The organism is Streptomyces sp. NPDC001515 (assembly GCF_053597115.1).
Genome location: NZ_JBSFHN010000013.1, coordinates 108,915 through 130,984, shown reverse-complemented (window position 1 = coordinate 130,984; position 22,070 = coordinate 108,915). Strand labels below are relative to the sequence as shown.

2 protein-coding genes and 1 pseudogene are annotated in these 22,070 nt (G+C 75.0%); 1 reads left to right on the top strand and 2 read right to left on the bottom strand.

Going from position 1 to position 22,070, the window contains the following annotated elements; genetic code table 11:
- The first annotated feature begins 181 nt into the window (after positions 1-181).
- Complete coding sequence (locus ACWCXC_RS16000) at positions 182-1,450, top strand: activator-dependent family glycosyltransferase (protein WP_450683164.1); 1,269 nt, start codon at positions 182-184, stop codon at positions 1,448-1,450.
- Positions 1,451-1,534: 84 nt separating this feature from the next.
- Here the strand turns inward: ACWCXC_RS16000 and ACWCXC_RS15995 are convergent, their stop codons facing one another.
- Positions 1,535-12,922 carry a type I polyketide synthase gene (locus ACWCXC_RS15995; RefSeq protein ID WP_450889257.1) on the bottom strand — a complete coding sequence of 3,796 codons (11,388 nt, stop codon included), beginning with the start codon at positions 12,920-12,922 and terminating at the stop codon, positions 1,535-1,537.
- 251 nt (positions 12,923-13,173) lie between these two features.
- Positions 13,174-22,047: pseudogene (locus ACWCXC_RS15990) on the bottom strand (type I polyketide synthase); the annotation flags it as partial.
- Between the last annotated feature and the right edge of the window lie 23 nt (positions 22,048-22,070).

Sequence of the window (22,070 nt, the reverse complement as noted above, 5' to 3'; positions counted from 1 at the left end):
CGGCCGGGCGGTCGCCTGTGCCGCCACTATCCACGCGCCGCCGGGATGCACACACCCGTGGCGGTGCCATGCACCCAAACTCTGGGTGTTTCCCCCGATCACCGGTCGGGGTCCGCCGCGCGCGGGGCCCGCGGACGACTCTGGGGAGGGCCCTGATCCTCGCCGCTCCCAGGAGTCCGCCGTGCGCGTGCTGTTCGTGACGATTCCCGAGAAGTCCCATCTCTTCTGCATGACGCCGATCGCGTGGGCGATGCGGGCCGCCGGTCACGAGGTACGGGTGGCCAGTTGCGAGGAGCTGGTGGACGTGATCGCCCGGACCGGCATGACGGCCGTGGCGGCGGGCCGCAACGAGGGGATCAGCGCGGCGATGACCTCGAACCGCCAGTCCCAGGAGGAGTGGGAGGCGGCCAGCTGGAACGAGCTCGATCCGGCGAAGCTGAGCTACGAGGACGAGCTGGAACGGGCCCAGATGGCCACGTACGGCAGCGCCATGTACAACGAGCCGATGATCGACGAGCTGGTGGATTTCGCCCGCTCGTGGCGGCCTGACCTGGTGGTCTGGGACCCGCTCACCTACGCCGGTCCGCTGGTGGCGGGTGTGGTGGGGGCCGCGCACGTGCGGTCGCTGTGCTTCGCCGACGTGTGGGTGATGAAGCGCCGGCTGTTCCGGGATCTGGCGGCGGGGGTGCCCGAGGAGAAGCGCCGGGACCCGCTCGCCGAGTGGCTGGGCGGCCGGGCCGAGGAGTTCGGAGGCGCGTTCTCCGAGGAGTTCACGACCGGGCAGCTCACCCTGGACCCGCTGCCGGAGAGCCTGGCCCTGGACACCGGGGCCCCGCGGACACCGGTGCGGTTCGTGCCGTACAACGGCCCCGCGGTCGTCCCCGACTGGCTGCGCACCCCGCCGGAGCGGCCCCGGGTCTGCATGAGCCTGGGCGCCTCCAACACCGAGCGCTACGGCGGCGACTACGTGCCCAAGGGGCGGATCCTGGAGGCCCTGGCCGAACTGGACGCCGAGGTGGTCGCCGCGCTGCTGCCCGCGCAGATCGAGGAGCTGGGCCCGGTGCCCGGCAATGTGCGCGTGGTGGAGTCGGTGCCGTTGCACGCCCTGCTGCCGAGCTGTTCGCTGCTGATCCACCACGGCGGTTTCGGCAGTTACGCGAACGCCCTGGTGTACGGCGTGCCCCAGCTCACCGTGACCACGCCGGTGGCCGACCAGCTGTACCGGGGCGCCGGTCTGGAGGAGCAGGGCGCCGGTCTGCTGCTGCCGCACGACCGGGCGGTGCCGGAGGCGGTCGTGGAGAAGGTGTCCCGGATCCTGTCCGACGCGTCGTTCACCAACCACGCCGCCCGGCTCCGCGACGAGGCGCTGGCGCACCCGTCACCGTCCGAGGTGGTCCCGGCCCTGGAACGGCTGACGGAGGAACGCCGCGCGGCCCCGTGGCGGGCGTGAGGGCCGTGGCGGTCCTGCTTCCGCACTGATTGCCGGGGCCTCCGGCCCCCTCCGGCCGGGTCTCCGGCCGGAGGGGGCCGTCGGTCATTCCGGGCTCGTTCCGGGCTCGTCGCGGCCCGGCTCGCGGTCGCGGATCCAGCGGTCCACGGCGTCCGCCGTGGTGTGGGCCAGGTCCTCCATCATCGTGAAGTGGTTGCCGGTCACGTTCACGATGTCGTCGGCGCGGTCCCAGCCGGTCTGCCACTTCTCGGGGTCCAGTCCCTCGCCGCCGGGCATGGGCTCGCCGGCCCGGACGAGGAGCACGGGCGAGGCGATGGGGCCGGGTCGCCAGCCGCCGAGGAGGTTGAAGTACCAGCTCATCGCGGAGAGCCGGGCGGCGTCCATGCGCGCGAAGCCGGCCTCGCGTTCGAACATGCCGCCGAGGAGCTGGTCCTCGAACTGGCCGAGGGAGTCGTCCCCGGGGACGTAGGTGTCGATGAGGGCGACTCCGGCGGGGGCGCGGCCCTCCTGTTCGAGGCGGGCGGCCGTGGCGTAGGCGAGGACGCCGCCGGAGGACGAGCCGAGGAGGACGCAGGGGGCGTCCCCGACCTGTTCGCGCACCATGCGGGCGAGCAGTCCGATGAGGGCGTCCTCGGTGGCGGGCAGCGCCTCGCCGGGGGCGAATCCGGGGACGGCGAGCGCGGTGACGTCCCGGACGTCGCGGAACGCCGAGGCGAAGCGGGCGTACTGGTGGACTCCGGCGAGCGCGACCTGGGAGGCGAAGCAGACCAGCCGGACCGGTTCGTCGCCCTTGGCGAGGCGGACGGAGGTGGGCGAGGCGTCCACCTCCTCGGGGTCGGTGAAGGTGGGCCGGAGGCGGGCGACGCTCTGGAGCAGGTCGAAGCCCTCGCGCAGCCGGCGTTCCTCGCAGGCGCGGCGGAACAGCCGGCCGATGGTCTCGTCGGTGTCGGGGCCGGTGGGTGCCGGGTCCGCGCCGTCGTCCGCCGGGTCCGGCCCGGTGCCGAGCAGGGTGTCGAGGTGGGCGGCCAGGTCGACGGGCGAGGCGTGGTCGAAGGCGACGGTGGCGGGGAGCCGCAGTCCGGTCGCGGCGGCCACCGCGTTGCGCAGTTCGACGGAGGTGAGGGAGTCCAGGCCGAGTTCGAGGAAGGGCTGGTCCGGTTCGACGGCCTCGGCGGAGGCGTGGCCGAGGACGGTGGCGGTGGCCCCGCGCACCAGGTCGAGGACGGCGTCGCGGCGGGCGGCCCCGGTCAGGGCGCGCAGCCCGGCCGCGGTGGTGCGGGCCGGTCCGGCGGCGGCGGTGCGCCGGGCGGCGGGGCGGGCGAGGGCGCGCAGCAGCGGGGCGGGGTCGGGGCCGAGGGCCGCCGTGTCGAGCCGCAGCGGCACGTACTGCGCGCGGTCCGCGCGGAGCGCGGCATCCAGCAGGGCGAGTCCGTCGCGGTCGCCGAGCGCGAGGACGCCTCCCCGGGCCATGCGGCCCCGGTCGACCCCGTCGAGCTTCCGGGCCATGCCGTGCTCCCAGGCGCCCCAGGCCAGCGAGATCGCGGGCAGTCCGTCGGCGCGCCGCTGTTCGGCGAGGGCGTCGAGGAAGGCGTTGGCGGCGGCGTAGTTGGCCTGGCCGGGGGTGCCGAAGGTGGCGGCCGACGAGGAGAACAGCACGAAGGCGTCGAGTGCGGTGTCCCGGGTCAGGGTGTGCAGATGCAGGGCGGCGTCGGCCTTGGCCCGCAGCACCGCGTCGAACCGATCGGGGGTGAGCGAGGTGAGGACGCCGTCGTCGAGGACTCCGGCGAGGTGGACGACGGCCGTCAGCGGGTGTGCCGGGTCGACGGCGGCCAGGGCGCGGGCGAGCGCGTCCCGGTCGGCGGCGTCGCAGGCGGCCACGGTGACCTCGGCGCCGAGTTCGGTGAGTGCGTCGCGCAGGGGGGCGGCGCCGGGGGCGTCGGGTCCCCGGCGGCTGAGCAGCAGCAGATGCCGTACGCCGTGCTCGGCGACGAGGTGGCGGGCGACCAGTCCGCCGAGGGCGCCGGTGGCACCGGTGAGGAGCACGGTGCCCCCGGGGTTCCACGCGGGGGTGTCCGCCTCCTCGGGCGCGGTGGCCCTGATCAGCCGGGCCGCCCTCAACCCGCCTTCACGAATGACGAGTTGGGGCTCTCCGGTGGCGAAGGCGGCGGGCAGGGCGAGGACGGAGGCCGCGTCCGTGTCGAGGTCGACGAGGTGGAAGCGGCCGGGGTTCTCGGACTGAGCGGTGCGGACCAGGCCCCAGAGCGCGGCGGCGGGCAGGTCGTCGGGGCGTGCGGTGCCGTCGCCGAGCGCGTCGCGGGTGACGAAGACCAGGCGTGCTCCGGCGAACCGCTCGTCGGCGGTCCACTGCTGGACGGTGCGCAGCGCCTCGCCGGTGAGGTCGCGCAGGGCGCGGGCGGGATCGGCCCCGGGGGCGGAGGCGACGGTGACCAGGACGGTGTCGGGGAGCGTCATGCCCGCCGACGCGGCGGCCGACAGGGCCTCCAGATCGGCGAACGACTCGGTCCACACGCCCGCTTCGGTCAGCGGGTCCATGATGCCGAGCGCGTCGGCGCCGACGAGGGCGCAGCGGTCGTATCCGGTCTCCGTCTCCCGGTGCGGTACGGGCACCGGCTGCCAGTCGACGCGGAACAATCCGTCGGCGGCGGGCGTCTCGCGGGGGCGGGGGGCGGCGGCGTGGGGGCGCAGGGTGAGCGAGGCGATCGAGGCGACCGGCCGGCCCTCGGGGTCGGCGGCGCTGAGCGCCACCTGGTCGGGGCCGGTCGCGGTGAGCCGTACGCGCAGCGCGGTGGCGCCCTGGGCGTGGAGGGCGGCGCCCGCGAAGGAGAACGGGACGAGCCGTCCGGCGGCGCCGGGCAGCAGATGGGCGAGTCCGTGCAGGGCCGCGTCCAGGAGGGCGGGGTGCAGCCCGTAGCGTCCGGTGTCGTCCGGGACCGGTTCGGGCAGGGCCACGTCGGCGTAGAGCTCGCCGTCCCGGCGCCAGGCGGCGACGAGTCCCTGGAAGGCCGGTCCGTAGGCGGTGCCGGTCCCGTCCGGGTCCTGGTCGTCGTAGAGCCCGTCGAGCGGCACGTCGGCGGCGCCGGGCGGCGGCCAGGCGGCGGTGTCGAAGGGGTCCGCCTCGGGGGCGGCGGGGGCGAGGGTGCCGGTGGCGTGGAGGGTCCAGGGGGTGTCCGCGGGGGCGTCGGCGGGCCGTGAGGAGATCCGTACGGTGTGGTGGCCGTCGGTGCCCTCGGGCGCGGTCAGGACCTGGAGCTGCCGGCCGTCGGCGTCCAGGGGCAGGGGCGCGGACAGCACCAGTTCGTCGACGCCTCCGCAGCCGGCGTGGTCGGCGGCGTGCACGGCCAGGTCGACGAGTGCGGTGCCGGGCAGCAGCGGGGTCCCGGCGACGAGGTGGTCGGCGAGCCACGGGTGGGCGGCGGTGGAGAGCCGCCCGGTGCAGACGGTCCCGCCGCCGGAGAGCGGGACGCACGCGCCGAGCAGGGGATGCTCGGCGCCGCTGAGTCCGGCGCCGGCCAGATCGGCGGGGACGGCGGCGTTCTCGGCCCAGTACCGCTGGTGGTGGAAGGCGTACGTCGGCAGGTCGACGCGGCGCGCCCCCGTGCCCTCGTAGAACTCCGGGCGCCGTACGGCGTTTTTGTGGACGAGCAGCGGGGCGAGGGCGGCGGCGAGCGTCCCGGTCTCGGAGCGGCCCCGGCGCAGGGCGGCGACGCGCACGACGGGGGCGGCTCCGGCGGCCTCGGTGGTGTCGTCGGGGGCGAGGCATTCGCCGACGGCGGCGGTGAGGACGGGGTCGGGGCCGAGTTCGACGAAGGTGCCGGTGCCCTCGGCGCGCAGCCGGGTGACGGCGTCGTGGAAGCGCACGGTCTCGCGGACCTGCCGCACCCAGTACTCGGGGGTCGCGAAGGCGTCCGGCGCGTCGGCGAGGGTGCCTCCGGTCGCCACGACGGGGATCGTCGCCGGGTGGTAGGTCACGGACGCGGCGACCCGGCGGAACTCCTCCAGCATGGGGTCCATCCGGGCCGAGTGGAAGGCGTGGCTGACCCGCAGCGGTCTGGCGCGGCGGTCCGGGAACCGCGCGGCGAGGGCGAGGACGGCGTCCTCCTCGCCGGAGAGGACCACGGACCGGGGCCCGTTGACGGCGGCGAGGTCCACACCGGGGCCGAGCAGGGGCGCGACCTCCTCCTCGGTGGCGCGCAGGGCGAGCATCGTGCCGCCCGGGGGGAGCGCCTCCATGAGCCGGGCGCGGGCCGCGACGAGCCGGCAGGCGTCCTCCAGGGTGAGGACGCCCGCCACATGGGCGGCGGCCAGTTCGCCGACCGAGTGCCCGGCGACCCGGTCGGGCACGAAGCCGTAGGACTCCAGCAGCCGGTGGAGCGCCACTTCCAGGGCGAACAGCGCGGGCTGCGCGTATCCCGTACGGGCGAGGGCCTCCTCGTCGCCGTTCATCACCTCGCGCAGGGAGGTGCCGAGTTCGGTGTCGAGGTGGGCGCAGACCGCGTCCAGGGCTTCGGCGAAGACGGGCGCCGCCGCGTACAGCTCGCTGCCCATGCCGGTGCGCTGGCTGCCCTGTCCGGTGAAGAGCACGGCGGTGCGGGGCCCGGCGGCGCGGCCGTGCGCGGTGCCGGGGGTGGGGGTTCCGGTGGCGAGGGCGTCGAGCGCGGCGAGCAGTCCTTCGCGGTCGGCGGCGACGGCGATCGCGCGGTGGCCGAAGAGGGGGCGGGTGGTGGCGAGGGAGTACGCGGCGTCGAGCGGGCCGATCGCGGGGTCGCGGGCCAGATGGTCGCGGAGGGCGGCGGCCTGGCCGGGGACGGCGGCCTCGGTGCGGGCCGACACCAGGAGCGGCACGACGGGCGGGGCGGGCCGGGTGGCGGGGGCCGGGGCGGTGGTGCGCGGTGCGGGCGGGGCCTCCAGGATGACGTGCGCGTTGGTGCCGCTGATGCCGAAGGAGGAGACCCCGGCGCGGCGGGGGCGGTCGGACTCGGGCCAGGGCACGGCCTCGGTGAGCAGTTCGACCTGTCCGCCGGTCCAGTCGACCTCGTCGCTGGGCCGGTCGACGTGCAGGGTCGGCGGGAGGACGCCGTGCCGCATGGCCTGCACCATCTTGATGATGCCGCCGACGCCGGCCGCGGCCTGGGCGTGCCCGATGTTGGACTTGAGGGAGCCGAGCCACAGCGGCCGGTCCTCGGGCCGGTCCTGGCCGTAGGTGGCCAGGAGGGCCTGGGCCTCTATGGGGTCGCCGAGGACGGTTCCGGTGCCGTGGCCCTCGACGGCGTCGACGTCGGCGGGGCGCAGTCCGGCACGGTCGAGCGCCTGGCGGATGACGCGTTGCTGGGCGGGGCCGTTGGGGGCGGTGAGCCCGTTGGAGGCGCCGTCCTGGTTGACGGCGGAGCCCCGGACGACGGCGAGGACGGCGTGGCCGTGGCGGCGGGCGTCGGAGAGCCGTTCGAGGAGGACCATGCCGACGCCTTCGGCCCAGCCGGTGCCGTCGGCGGTGGAGGAGAAGGACTTGCAGCGGCCGTCGGGGGCGAGGCCGCGCTGCCGGCTGAAGTCGATGAACGTTCCGGGGGTGGCCATGACGGTGACGCCGCCGGCCAGCGCGGTGTCGCACTCGCCGTCGCGCAGGGCCTGCGCCGCGAGGTGCAGGGAGACCAGGGAGGAGGAGCAGGCGGTGTCGACGGTGACGGCGGGGCCTTCGAGGCCCATCAGGTAGGCGACGCGGCCGGTGACGACGCTGCCGGCCGATCCGGTGCCGAGAAAGCCCTCGGCGCCCTGGGGGACGGTGTGCAGCCGGGCCAGGTAGTCGTGGTACATGACGCCCGCGAAGACTCCGGTGCGCCGGCCGCGCAGGGTGGCCGGGTCGATGCCGGCCGATTCGACGGCCTCCCAGGAGGTTTCCAGCAGGAGGCGCTGCTGCGGGTCCATGACGAGGGCTTCGCGCGGCGAGATCCCGAAGAACGCGGCGTCGAACTCGGCGGCCTCGTGCAGGAATCCGCCTTCGCGTACGTAGCTGGCGCCTCCGGTGTCGGGGTCGGCGTCGTAGAGCCGGTCGAGGTCCCAGCCCCGGTCCTCGGGGAAGGGGGTGACGCCGTCGGCGCCGGAGCGGACGAGGTCCCACAGCCCTTCGGGGTCGCGGACGCCGCCGGGGTAGCGGCAGGCCATGCCGACGATGACGACGGGGTCGTCGGCGTCGGCGCGGCGGGGGCGGCGCACGGGGGCGGCGGATCCGCCCGGTTCCTCGCCGAAGAGCCGGTCCCGGACGTGGCGGGCGACGGCCTCGGCGGTGGGGTGGTCGAAGACGAGGGTGGCGGAGAGCCGGAGGCCGGTGGCGGCGTTGAGGTGGTTGCGCAGTTCGACGGCGGTCAGCGAGTCGAAGCCGAGGTCGCGGAAGGGCACGTCGGGGGCGACGTCGTCGGCGGAGCCGTGGCCGAGGACGGTGGCGGCCCGTTCCCGGACGAGATCGCTCAGCGCGGTGAGCCGTTCGTCGTCGGGGAGCGCGGTGAGCCGGTCGGCGAGCGAGTGGGCGGCGGCGGTTCCGGCGGTGGCCGCGCGGCGTTTCGGGGCGCGGACGAGGCCCCGGAAGACGGGCGGCAGATGGTCGGCGGAGGCGCGCAGCACGGCGAGGTCGAGGCGGACGGGCAGCACGACGGCGTGCCCGGCGGCCGGCGCGAGGTCGAACAGCGTGGTGCCGTCGGCGGCGCTCAGCGGCACCATGCCGCCCCGGGCCATGCGCCGCCGGTCGGCCGCGCCGAGGTCCCCGGTCATCTCGCCGGAGCCGTCCCACAGGCCCCAGCCCAGGGAGAGCGCGGGGAGTCCTTCGGCGCGGCGGCGCTGGGCGAGCGCGTCGAGGAAGGCGTTGGCGGCGGCGTAGTTGCCCTGCCCGGGCGCGCCGAGGGCTGCGGAGACGGAGGAGTAGAGGACGAACGCCGACAGGTCGGCGTCGCGCGTCAGCGCGTGCAGGTGGAGGGCGGCGTCCACCTTGGGGCGCAGGACGTGCGCGACCTGCTCGGGCGTCATGGACGTGACGGTCGCGTCGGCGAGGACCCCGGCGGTGTGCACGACGCCGGTCAGCGGGTGGTCGGCGGGGATCGTGGCGAGGGCGGCGGCTAGGGCATCCCGGTCGGCGGTGTCGCAGGCGAGGAGGCTGACGTCGGCGCCCAGTTCGGTGAGGGCATCGGTGAGCGCGGCGGCGCCGGGCGCGTCCGGTCCGCGCCGGCTGAGGAGCAGCAGCCGGCGGACGCCGTGGGCGGTGACCAGGTGGCGGGAGATCACTCCGCCGAGCTCACCGGTGGCGCCGGTGACCAGGACGGTGCCGTCCGGGTCGTACGCGGGGGCCTGACCGGCCGGTGGCGCGGCGGCCAGCCGGCAGCCGAGGAGTACGCCGTCCCGGACGGCGAGCTGCGGTTCCTCCGAGCCGGCGGCCAGGGCGGCGACCTCGGCCAACCCGCCCGGCGCGTCGATGAGTTGGATGCGGTCGGGGTGTTCGGATTGGGCGGACCGTACGAGGCCCCAGACGGCGGCCCCGGCCAGGTCGCGTACGTTCTCCCCGTTCCGGGCGGCCACGGCCCCGTCGCAGACGAGGAGCAGCCGGGCGTCGGCGAAGCGGTCGTCGGCGAGCCAGTCCTGGAGGAGGGCGAGGGTGCGCCGGACGGCCAGGTGGACGTGGTCGGCGGACTCCTCGGCGTGCTCGGCGGCGGGTGCCGGCCGCGGGGCCCTGGTGACGACCAGGCCGGGCAGCGGCTGGCCGGCGTCGACGGCCGTGCGCAGCGCCGCCAGATCGGGGTAGATGTCCGGGCCGCCGTCCGCGTCGAGCAGGGCCCGGACGGGCGCGTCCGGCCCGGAGGGGGGCTCGGTGGCCGGTATGCGCGTCCAGTCCAGGCGGAAGAGGGCGTCCACCGGACCGGCGGATCCGGTGTCCCGGGTGTCCCCCGGGCCGCCCGTGTCCTGGGCCATCGGCCGGAGGGTCAGCGCCTCGATTCCGGCGACGGGCCGGCCGGTGACGTCGGCGACCTGGACGGAGACGCTGTCGGGCCCGAGGTGCGTCAGCCGGGCCCGCAGGGCGCCGGCGCCGACGGCGTGCAGGGCCACCCCGTTCCAGGAGAACGGCAGATGTCCGCTCGCCTCCCCGTTCCCGTCCCCGCCTTCGCCGCCGGGCGCGCCGAGCGCCATGGCGTGCAGGACGGAGTCCAGGACGGCCGGGTGGAGCGGGTGGGCGTCGGCGCCGGAGAGCGGGGCGGGGTCGTCGAGCAGGGCCTCGACGAAGATCTCGCCGTCCCGCCACCAGGCCCGGCGCAGCCCCCGGAAAACGGGTCCGTACTGGAGCCCGAGCCCGGCAAGCGCCGGGTAGAGCCCGTCCGTGTCCAGTGCGGTGGCCCCGTCCGGGGGCCACTGGCCGAGGTCGTACACCGGTTCCTCGTCCCGGGCCGGGGAGAGGAGGCCGGTGGCGTGGCGGGTCCACCGGTCGGCGGGCTCGCCGTCCTGCCGGGTGGAGATCTGGACGGAGCGGCAGCCGGTGGGGTCCGGGGCGCCGACCAGGAGTTGGAGGTGGACGACGCCGGTCTCCGGGACGACCAGGGGAGCCGTCAGGGTGAGTTCCTCGACCCGTTCGCAGCCGGTGTGCTCCCCCGCGCACAGGGCGAGGTCGAGCAGTCCGGTGCCGGGGAAGAGGATCCGCCCGGCCACCCGGTGGTCCGCGATCCAGGGCTGCGCCTGGGCCGAGAGCCCGCCGAGGAACAGCACGTCCCCGGAGTCCGCCAGGCTGATGACCGCCTGGAGCAGCGGGTGCCCGGCCCCGACGGACCCGAGCGGCACGGAGCCCGCGGTGAGCCGGGCGGTCGGCCAGTAGCGCTGGTGCTGGAAGGCGTACGTGGGCAGGTCGATGACCCGGGCGCCGGTCGGGGCGTAGAACGCCGCCCAGTCGACGTCCGCCCCGGCCGCCCAGAGCCGGGCCAGGGACGTCACGGCGGTGGTGGGCTCGGGCTGCTTGCGGCTGAGAGCCGCGACGGCGAAGGCGTCCTCGTCGGTCTCCCCGACGGCGCCCACGAGGCTCGCGTCCGGGCCGAGTTCGAGGAAGCGGGTGACGCCGAGGCCCTTGAGCCGGGTGATGGCGTCCGCGAAGCGGACGGTGCCGCGCACCTGGTCGGCCCAGTAGGCGGCGGTGAACTCGGTGACGGGTTCGGCGGTGAGCGTGGAGACGATCGGGGTGCGGGGCGTCTCGTACGTCAGCCCGCTCGCGGCTGCCGTGAACTCGGCCAGCATCGGGTCCATCAGCGGGGAGTGGAAGGCGTGGCTGACCTCCAGCCACCGGCCCTGGCGGTCGGTGAGCCGCGCGGCGACCGCTTCGACGGCCTCGCGCGTCCCGGAGACGACGACCTGGCCCGGTGCGTTCACGGCCGCGAGCGAGACGCCCTCGGTGAGCAGCGGCGTCACCTCGTCCGCCGTGGCCCGTACGGCCCACATCGCACCGCCGGACGGCAGGGCCCGCATGAGCGTGGCGCGGGCGGAGACCAGCCGGGCGGCGTCGGCGAGGGACAGCGCCCCGGCGACGTGCGCGGCGGCCAGTTCGCCCACCGAGTGACCGACGAGATAGTCCGGGCGGACGCCCCAGGACTCGACCAGCCGGTACAGCGCGACTTCGACGGCGAAGAGCGCGGGCTGCGCCCAGCCGGTGTTCTTCAGCGCCTCCGCGTCACCATGCATTACCTCGCGCAGTCCGTCGAAGTGCGCGCACGTCTCGTCCAGGGCCTGCGCGAACACCGGGAAGGCAGCGGCCAGTTCGCGGCCCATGCCGACGCGCTGGCTGCCCTGGCCGGAGAACACGAAGGCGGTGAGACCACCCCGGGCGGTGACCGGGGCCAGTTCCTCTCCGAGGCGGGTGCGCAGGGTGTCGGTGTCCGTGCCGAGCACGACGGCCCGGTGTTCCAGGCCGGCCCGGGTGGTGGCCAGGGAGAGGCCGACATCGGCCGCGTCCGCGCCGACGGTCCCGGCGGCCAGGCGGCGGGCCTGGTCCGCGAGCCCGGCCGCCGTCTTCGCGGAGACGAGCCACGGGACCAGGGGCAGGGTGACGCCCGCGGCGGGGTCCGGGTCGGCTGCCGGTTCCGGGGCCTCCTCGGCGGCCGGGGCCTCCTCGATGATCACGTGGGCGTTCGTCCCGCTGATACCGAAGGACGACACGCCCGCGCGGCGGGTCCGTTCGGACAGGGGCCAGGCGCGGGGTTCGGACAGCAGCTCGACCGCGCCCGCTGTCCAGTCGACGTGCGTGGACGGGGTGCCGACGTGGAGCGACCGCGGCAGCGTCTCGTTCCGCAGCGCCAGGATCATCTTCATGACCCCGGCGACCCCGGCCGCCGCCTGCGTGTGCCCGATGTTCGACTTGACCGAGCCCAGCCACAACGGCCGGTCGGATGGGCGGTCCTGACCGTACGTGGCAAGGAGCGCCTGCGCCTCGATCGGGTCACCCAGCTTCGTCCCCGTGCCGTGCGCCTCCACCGCGTCCACCTCGGCGGCCGTCAGTCCGGAGTTGGCGAGGGCCTGGCGGATGACGCGCTGCTGCGACGGGCCGTTCGGGGCGGTCAGGCCGTTGGAGGCGCCGTCCTGGTTGACCGCACTGCCGCGCAGGACCGCCAGGATCTGGTGGCCCTTGCGGCGGGCGTCGGAGAGGCGTTCCAGGACGAGGACGCCGACGCCCTCACCCCACCCCGTACCGTCCGCGTCGTCCGAGAACGCCTTGCACCGGCCGTCCCCGGCCAGACCGCCCTGCCGCTCGAACTCCACGAACGCACCCGGCGTCGACATGATCGTCACACCACCGGCCAACGCGAGATCGCACTCCCCCGACCGCAACGCCTGCGCCGCCAGATGCATCGCCACCAACGACGACGAACACGCCGTATCGATCGTGACCGCCGGGCCCTCCAGACCGAGCGCGTACGCGACCCGGCCGGACAGCACGCTGCCCGAGCTGCCCGTGCCGCCATAGCCCTCGGCGGACTCCCCCGCCATGGCCAGGGCCGCCGGATAGTCTTGACCGTTCGTCCCGGCGAAGACGCCGACCGGGAGACCGCGCAGGGCGTACGGGGCGATGCCCGCGCGTTCCAGGGACTCCCAGACGACTTCGAGGAGCAACCGCTGCTGCGGGTCCATGGCCAGCGCCTCGCGCGGCGAGATGCCGAACAGCCCGGCGTCGAAGTCCGCCGCGCCCTCGACGAAGCCGCCGGTGCCCCGGTGGCCGTCCCAGCCCCGGTCCGGGGGGAAGGGGCCGAGGGCGTCGACGCCGTCCGCGACCAGGCGCCAGAGTTCTTCCGGGGAGTTCACCCCGCCCGGGAAACGGCAGCCCATGCCGACGACGACCACGGGTTCGGTACCGGCGGTCTCCACGCTGTGCAGGCGCTGCTTGGTCTCGTGAAGCTCAAGCGTGACCTTCTTCAAGTACCCGAGAAGCTTGTCCTCGTTACTCATCAAGCTCACCGCTTCCCGATCTCATGGTCGATAAGAGCAAAGATGTCGTCGGACGTAGCGGCTTCGATCTTTGCCGAGAGGTCCCCGGTGTCCGGGGCGGACGGCGCACCATCCAGGCGTTTCATCAGTTGTTGCAGGCGCGGGGCGACGCGCAGCCGTGCGCACTCGGCGGCGGGCAGGGCCAGCAGGGCCGTTTCGATCCGGTCCAGTTCGGCGGCCAGGTCCCGGACCTGTCCGGCCGTGTCTCCGGCGAGTTCACCGAGCAGGAAGTCGGTGAGGGCCAAGGTGGTCGGGTGGTCGAAGGCGAGCGTCGAGGGGAGCTTGAGTCCGGTCTCGGCGGTGAGGGCGTTGCGGAGTTCGACGGCGGTGAGGGAGTCGAAGCCCAGGTCCTTGAAGGCCCGCGACACCTCCACGGCGGCCGGGTCCGCGAACCCGAGGACGGCGGCCACCCGGCCGCGCACCACATCCGTCACCAGCGCCCGCCGGGCCACGTCCGACAGTCCGGCCAGCCGCTCACCCAGTCCCCCGGCCCCGGCGGGCGCGGACTCCGGCCGGTGCGGGGCGACCTCGTCCCAGAACCGGTTGGCCCGGAGCGCCGTCACGGACGGGACGAACCGTTCCCAGTCCATATCGGCCACGGCGAAGCAGCCGTACGCGGAGCCCAGGACGTCGAGCGCGGTGGCGGGGTCGAGCGGCCGTACGCCGCCCCGGTCCATCCGGGCGAGGACGGTGGCGTCGTCCGCCATACCGCCCTCCGCCCAGGGCCCCCAGCCGATCGAGGACGCGACCAGCCCTTGCGAACGGCGGTACTCCGCCAGCCCGTCCAGCGCCGCGTTCGCCGCCGCGTACGCACCCTGCCCCGCACCGCCCCACACACCGGCAGCCGACGAGAACAACACGAACGCGTCCAACTCCCTTGCCAAGGAAGCATGATGGAGGTTCCAGGCGCCCTGCGCCTTCGCCCCCCACACCCCGGCCACACGCTCGGGCGTCAGACCGTCCACCACCCCGTCGTCCAGGACACCGGCCGTGTGCACAACCGCCGAGACGTCGAACCGGGAGAAGAGCGCCTCCACGTCCTCCCGTACGGCCACATCACAGGCCACGACGTCGACCTCCGCGCCCAGCCCCGACAGTTCCTCGCGCAGCTCCGGGGCGCCGTCCGCGTCCAAGCCGCGCCGACTGATGAGGACCATGTGCTCCGCGCCCCGCTCGACGGCCCACCGCGCCACGCGGGCACCCAGCGCCCCCGTACCACCGGAGACCAGCACGGTCCCCGACGGCGACCAGGACTCCTCCCCCGACCGGGCGACCGCCGGCGCCAGCCGGCGGCCCAGGACCGCGCCACCGCGTACGGCGACCTCGTCCTCGTCCCCATACCCACCCGACAGCACCTCGGCCAGACGGCCGACGGAATCCCGCGACACCGACTCCGGAACGTCCACCAGACCGCCCCAACGCCCCGGTTCTTCCAGGGCCACAACCCGGCCAAGACCCCACACACCAGCACGCACCGGATGTGCCACCGCGTCCCCCGGACCCGCCGCGACGGCACCCGAGGTCACCCACCACACCGGGCGGTCGACTCCCGCGTCGCCCAGCGCCTGCGTCAGAAGGGCCGAGGCCGCGACACCGGCCGAACCTGCCTCGTCCTGGCCCAGGAACGACACCACCCGCTCCTGACCGGCGAACTCACCGAGCCGGGCCGCCAGCGCCGCCCGCTCCAGATCGTCGGAGCCGAGCCGCAGCCGCGCCACCTGCGCGCCGCCCGCCGTCAGCTCCTCCGCGAGCGCGTCCGCCCACACGTCCTCGGCGTCCGCTCGTTCGACGAGCAGCCAGCCGCGCGGCCGGTCGGCTCCGGACGGCTGGAGCGGTGTCCAGGACACCTCATAGCGCAGCCTGTCCGCCGCCTCGCGCTCCCGACGCCTCCGCTGCCAGGCCGCGAACGCGGGAAGCGTGTCCCGCAGCGGTGCTCCCGCGTCGACACCGAACTCGGCGGCGAACAGCTCGTCGTCCCCGCGCTCCACCGCGTCCCAGAACGCGGTATCGGCCGCCGGGGCCGCCGCCGATGCCCCTCGCCGCACATCCGGCCAGTAGCGCTGGTGCTGGAAGGCGTACGTGGGGAGATCGACCACCCGGGCGCCGGTCGGGGCATAGAACGCCGCCCAGTCGACCTCGGCCCCGTCGGCCCAGAGCCGGGCGAGGGTCGTGACGGCGGTGGTGGGCTCGGGCTGCTTGCGGCTGAGGGCCGCCACGACGAAGGCATCCTCGTCGGTCTCCCCGATCGCGCCCACGAGGCTCGCGTCCGGGCCCAGTTCGAGGAAGCGGGTGACGCCGAGGTCCTTGGCACAGGTGATCGCGTCCGCGAAGCGGACCGTGCCGCGCACTTGGTCCGCCCAGTAGGCGGCGGTGAACTCGGTGACGGGTTCGCCGGTCAGCGTGGACACGATCGGGATGCGGGGCGTCTCGTACGTCAGCTCGTTGGCCGCCGCCTTGAACTCGGCCAGCATCGGGTCCATCAGCGCCGAGTGGAACGCGTGGCTGACCTCCAGCCAGTGGCCCTGGCGGTTGGTGAGCCGCGCGGCGACCGCTTCGACGGCCTCGCGCGTGCCCGAGACGACGACCTGCCCCGGCGCGTTGACCGCCGCCAGGGACGCGCCCTCCACCAGCAGCGGCGTGATCTCGTCCGCCGTGGCGCGTACGGCCCACATCGCACCGCCCGATGGCAGCGCCCGCATCAGGCCGGCGCGGGCGGAGACCAGCAGGGCCGCGTCCGCCAGGGACAGCACCCCGGCCACATGCGCGGCGGCCAGCTCACCCACCGAGTGACCGACCAGATAGTCCGGACGCACACCCCACGACTCGACCAACCGGTACAACGCGACCTCGACCGCGAACAGCGCGGGCTGCGCCCAGCCGGTGTTCTTCAGGGCCTCCGCGTCACCGAACATCACCTCGCGCAGCCCGTCGAAGTAATCGCACACCTCGTCCAGGGCCTGCGCGAACACCGGGAAGGCAGCGGCCAGTTCACGGCCCATACCGACCCGCTGCCCGCCCTGGCCGGAGAAGACGAAGCCGGTCAGGCCGTCGCGGGCGACGACCGGGGCCAGGGGTTCTCCTAGGCGGGCGCGCAGTTCGTCGGCGTCCGTTCCGAGGACGACGGCCCGGTGCTCCAGGGCCGCCCGGGTCGTGGCCAGGGACAGGGCCACATCGGCCGCGTTCAGGCCCTCCGTACCGGACGCGAGCCGCCGGGTCTGGCCGGTGAGGCCGGACGCCGACTTCGAGGACACCAGCCAGGGCACGAGGGGAAGGGTGAGATCCGCGACGGGGTCCGGGGCGCCTGCCGGTTCCGGAGCCTCCTCGATGATGACGTGGGCGTTCGTCCCGCTGACCCCGAAGGAGGAGATCCCGACGCGGCGGGTCCGTTCGGACCGGGGCCAGGCGCGGGGTTCGGACAGCAGCTCGACCGCGCCCGCTGTCCAGTCGACGTGCGTGGACGGGGTGCCGACGTGCAGCGACCGCGGCAGCGTCTCGTTCCGCAGCGCCAGGATCATCTTCATGACCCCGGCGACCCCGGCCGCCGCCTGCGTGTGCCCGATGTTCGACTTGATGGAGCCGAGCCACAACGGCTGTCCCTCGGGCCGGTCCTGGCCGTACGTGGCCAGCAGGGCCTGCGCCTCGATGGGGTCCCCGAGCTTCGTCCCCGTGCCGTGCGCCTCGACGGCGTCCACGTCCGCCGGGGACAGCCGGGCGTGGGCCAGGGCCTGGCGGATGACGCGCTGCTGGGACGGGCCGTTGGGGGCGGTGAGACCGTTGCTCGCGCCGTCCTGGTTGACCGCCGAGCCACGCAAGACGGCCAGGATCTGGTGTCCCTTGCGCTGGGCGTCGGAGAGGCGTTCCAGGACGAGGACGCCGACGCCCTCACCCCACCCCGTACCGTCCGCGTCGTCCGAGAACGCCTTGCACCGGCCGTCCCCGGCCAGACCACCCTGCCGCTCGAACTCCACGAACGCACCCGGCGTCGACATGATCGTCACACCACCGGCCAACGCGAGATCGCACTCCCCCGACCGCAACGCCTGCGCCGCCAGATGCATCGCCACCAACGACGACGAACACGCCGTATCGATCGTGACCGCCGGGCCCTCCAGACCGAGCGCGTACGCGACCCGGCCGGACAGCACGCTGCCAGAGTTGCCTGTGCCGCCGTAGCCGTCGCCCGATTCGCCGGCGACGGCGAGCAGGGCCGCGTAGTCCTGACCGTTGGTTCCGGCGAAGACGCCGACCGGGAGGCCGCGCAGGGCGTACGGGGCGATGCCCGCGCGTTCCAGGGACTCCCAGGCGACTTCGAGGAGCAGCCGCTGCTGGGGGTCCATGGCCAGGGCCTCGCGGGGCGAGATGCCGAACAGGTCGGCGTCGAAGTCGGTCGCGCCGGAGACGAAGCCGCCGACGGGTGCGAAGCCGTGGGCGCCGCCGCTGAGGTCCCAGCCCCGGTCCGCGGGGAAGCCGCCGAGGGCGTCGGTGCCCTCCGTGAGCAGCCGCCACAGGGCCTCCGGCGAGTCGGCCCCGCCCGGGAAGCGGCAGCCCATGCCCACCACGACCACCGGATCGTCCGCCACGGCCTGGAGCGTGGGCCTGACGTCCTGGCCGGTGCCGGGCTCGGCGTCCGCCGCGTCCGCGCCGAACATCTCAGTGACGACGTAGGTGGTCAGCGCTTCGACGGAGGGGTAGTCGAAAACCACCGTCGAGGCGAGAGTGAGGCCGGTCTCGGCGGTGAGGGCGTTGCGGAGTTCGACGGCGGTGAGGGAGTCGAAGCCCAGGTCCCGGAAGGCCTTCGTGACCTCCACGGCCGCCGGGCTCGCGAAGCCGAGCACGGCCGCGACCTGGCCGCGCACCACATCCCGCACCAGCGAGCGCCGTGCGGCGCCCGCCGTTCCGGCCAGCCGCTCCCGCAGCCCTCCGGCGGTGGCGGCCGGGCGCTCCGGGGCGCGCGGGGCCAGCTCGTCCCAGAGCCGGTTGGCGCGCAGTGCGGTCATCCCAGGGACGAACCGCTCCCAGTCCACGTCCGCGACCGTCACACAGCCGGAGGCCGAGGCGAGGACACCGAGGGCGGCCTCGGGGGCCAGCGGGGTCAGCCCGCCCCGCGCGGCGCGGGCGAGGACGGTGGCGTCGTCCGCCATACCGCCCTCCGCCCAGGGCCCCCAGCCGATCGAGGACGCGACCAGCCCTTGCGAACGGCGGTACTCCGCCAGCCCGTCCAGCGCCGCGTTCGCCGCCGCGTACGCACCCTGCCCCGCACCGCCCCACACACCGGCAGCCGACGAGAACAACACGAACGCGTCCAACTCCCTTTTCAGGGAAGCATGGTGGAGGTTCCAGGCGCCCTGCGCCTTCGCCCCCCACACCCCGGCCACACGCTCGGGCGTCAGACCGTCCACCACCCCGTCGTCCAGAACACCGGCCGTGTGCACGACCGCCGAAACGTCGAACCGGGAGAAGAGCGTCTCCACGTCCTCCCGTACGGCCACATCACAGGCCACGACGTCGACCTCCGCGCCCAGCCCCGTCAGTTCCTCCCGCAGTTCCGGGGCGCCGTCCGCGTCCAAGCCGCGCCGGCTGAGGAGAACGACGCGCTCCGCGCCCCGCTCCACCACCCAACGCGCCACGCGGGCGCCGAGCGCGCCTGTACCACCGGAGACCAGCACGGTCCCCGACGGCGACCAGGACTCCTCCCCCGGCCGGGCGACCGCCGGCACGAGACGGCGGCCGAGGACCGCGCCACCGCGTACGGCGACCTCGTCCTCGTCCCCGTACCCACCCGACAGCACCTCGGCCAGCCGGTCGACGGAATCCCGCGACACCGACTCCGGAACGTCCACCAGACCGCCCCAGCGGCCCGGCTCCTCCAGCGCCACGACCCGGCCGAGACCCCACACACCAGCACGCACCGGATGTGCCACCACGTCCCCCGGACCCGCCGCGACGGCACCCGAGGTCACCCACCACACCGGGCCCGCGATGCCCGCGTCGCCCAGGGACTGCACGAGCACGGCCGAGGCGGCCACGCCGGCCGGCCCGGACTCGTCCTGGCCGAGGAACGACACCACACGCGCGTGACCGGCGAACTCACCGAGCCGGGCGGCCAGCGCCGGCCGCTCCAGCTCGTCGGAGCCGAGCCGCAGGCGCGCCACCTCCGCGCCCCGGGCGGTCAGTTCCTCCGCGAGCGCGTCCGCCCACACGTCCTGGGTGTCCGCCCGTTCGACGAGCAGCCAGTCACCGTCCGGCGCGTCGGGGCCGGGCGCCGGGAGCGGGGTCCAGGAGACCTCGTACCGGAGGCGGTCCGTGGCGTCGCGCGCCGGGCGGGGCCGGGCGCCCTCGGGGTTCTGCATCCAGTAGCGGTCCCGGGCGAACGGATACGTCGGGAGGTCGGTGAACTCCGCGTCCGTGGCGTCGTAGAAGGGGCGCCAGTCGACGGGGTGGCCGTCGGCCCAGAGCTGGGCCAGGGCGCGGACCGGGGTGGACGGTTCGGGCAGGTTGCGGCGCAGCGCGGCCAGGGTGAGGACGCCGCCGTCGCAGGTCTCGTCGATGGCGCCGGTCAGGGTGGCGTCGGGGCCCAGCTCCAGGAACCGGATGATGCCGAGGTCCTTGGCGTGGGTGATGGCGTCGGCGAAGCGGACGGTGCCGCGGACCTGGTCGGCCCAGTAGGCGGCGGTGAACTCGGTGACGGTTTTGCCGGTGAGTGTCGAGACGATCGGGATGCTCGGGGCCGTGTAGGTCAGCCGGCCCGCCGCCGCCCGGAACTCGGCCAGCATCGGGTCCATGAGGGGTGAGTGGAAGGCGTGGCTGACGTCCAGCCAGCGGCCCTGGCGGTCGGTGAGCTGTTCGGCCACCGCCTCGACGGCCTCGCGCGTTCCGGAGACGACGACCTGGCCGGGCGCGTTCACCGCCGCGAGCGAGACGCCCTCGGTGAGCAGCGGAACGACTTCGTCCGCCGTCGCCCGTACGGCCCACATCGCCCCGCCGGACGGCAGCGCCCGCATGAGCGTCGCACGGGCGGAGACCAGGCGGCACGCGTCCGCCAGGGGCAGCACCCCGGCGACGTGCGCGGCGGCCAGCTCGCCCACCGAGTGGCCGACGAGACAGTCCGGGCGGACGCCCCACGACTCGACCAGGCGGTACAACGCGACCTCGACCGCGAAGAGGGCGGGCTGCGCCCAGCCGGTGTTCTTCAGGGCCTCCGCGTCCCCGTTCATCACCTCGCGCAGCCCGTCGAAGTGACCGCACACCTCGTCCAACGCGTTCGCGAACACCGGGAAGGCGTCGGCCAGTTCGCGGCCCATGCCGGCCCGCTGGCCGCCCTGGCCGGAGAAGACGAAGGCGAGGCGGCGCCGGGACCGGCCGCCTCCTCGGGCGGTGGGGGTGCCCGTGACGAGGTGGGCGGCCGTGGTGGGGGCGCCGGTGGAAAGGGCGGTCAGGGCGTCCCGGGCGGATGCGGCGTCGGCGGCCAGGACCACGGCCCGGTGCTCGAACGCGGCGCGGCCCGTGGCCAGGGTGCGGCCGACGTCCTGGGGGCGGGTGCGCGGGTGGGCGGTCAGGGAGGTGTGGAGGCGGGCCGCGAGTACGGGAAGGGCCTCCGGCTGCCGGGTGGAGAGCGGCCAGGGCAGCACGGGCGGGTTCACGGCCCCGGCGGGGCGCTCCTCCGGGGCGGGTTCCGGTGCGTCCGGGGCGGGTTCGGGCGCCTGGGGGGCGGGGGCCTCTTCCACGATGACGTGGGCGTTCGTCCCGCTGATGCCGAAGGACGAGATGCCCGCGCGACGGGGGCGCTCGCCCCGGGGCCAGTCGCGGGCCTCGGTGAGCAGTTCGACGCCGCCCGCCGCCCAGTCGACGTGGGTCGACGGCTTCTCCGCGTACAGGGTCTTCGGCAGGGACTCGTTCCGCAGGGCCAGGACGATCTTCATGACGCCGGCGACCCCGGCGGCGGCCTGGGTGTGCCCGATGTTCGACTTGACCGAGCCGAGCCAGAGCGGCCGGCCCGCCGGGCGGTCCTTGCCGTACGTGGCGAGGAGGGCCTGCGCCTCGATCGGGTCGCCCAGCTTCGTCCCCGTGCCGTGCGCCTCGACGGCGTCCACGTCCGCCGGGGTCAGGCGGGCGTTCTCCAGGGCCTGGCGGATGACCTGCTGCTGCGAGGGGCCGTTGGGCACGGTGAGGCCGTTGGAGGCGCCGTCCTGGTTGACGGCCGTGCCGCGCACCACGGCGAGGACGCGGTGACCGTCGCGGAGGGCGTCGGAGAGCCGGGTGAGGACGATGAGGCCCGCGCCCTCGGACCAGCCGGTGCCGTCGGCGTCGTCGGAGAAGGCCTTGCAGCGGCCGTCGGCGGACAGGCCCTGCTGGCGGCTGAATTCGAGGAACATGCCGGGGGTCGACATGACGGTGACGCCGCCGACGAGCGCCCGGGAGCACTCGCCGGAGCGCAGCGACTGGACGGCCATGTGGAGGGCGACCAGGGAGGAGGAGCAGGCCGTGTCGACGGTGACGGCCGGGCCCTTGAGGCCCAGGGTGTACGCGATGCGGCCGGAGGCGACGGCCATGGAGTTGCCGGTGAGGAGGTAGCCCTCGACGCCCTGCGGAAGCTCGGTGAGGTGGGAGCCGTAGCCGGTGGAGGCGGCGCCGACGAAGACGCCGGTGTCGGTGTTCTTCAGGGTGGTGGGGTCGATGCCCGCGTGCTCGAACGCCTCCCAGGACGCCTGGAGCAGCATGCGCTGCTGCGGGTCCATGGCGAGGGCTTCGCGGGGGCTGAGGCCGAAGAAGGCGGGGTCGAACTCGGTGGCGTCGTAGGTGAATCCGCCTTCGCGGGCGTGGCTGGTGCCGGGCAGGGTCGAGTCGGGGCCGAAGAGCCGGTCCAGGTCCCAGTCGCGGTCGACCGGGAACGTGGACATGCCGTCGCCGGCCCGGTCCAGGAGCTGCCACAGGTCCTGGGGGGAGCGGACGCCGCCGGGGAGCCGGCAGCCCATGCCGACGATGGCGATGGGTTCGGTGCCGGCGGCCTCGATCTCCCGCAGTCTGCGGTGGGCCTGGCGGAGGTCGCCGGTGACCTTCTTGAGGTAGCCGAGCAGTTTCTGCTGCTCGTCGTCGGCGTTGACCACGCGGT

What these genes read in the sequence shown, in the direction of transcription:
- ACWCXC_RS15995 (WP_450889257.1), bottom strand. Translation starts at nt 12,922, where the DNA reads ATGAGTAACGAGGACAAGCTTCTCGGGTACTTGAAGAAGGTCACGCTT.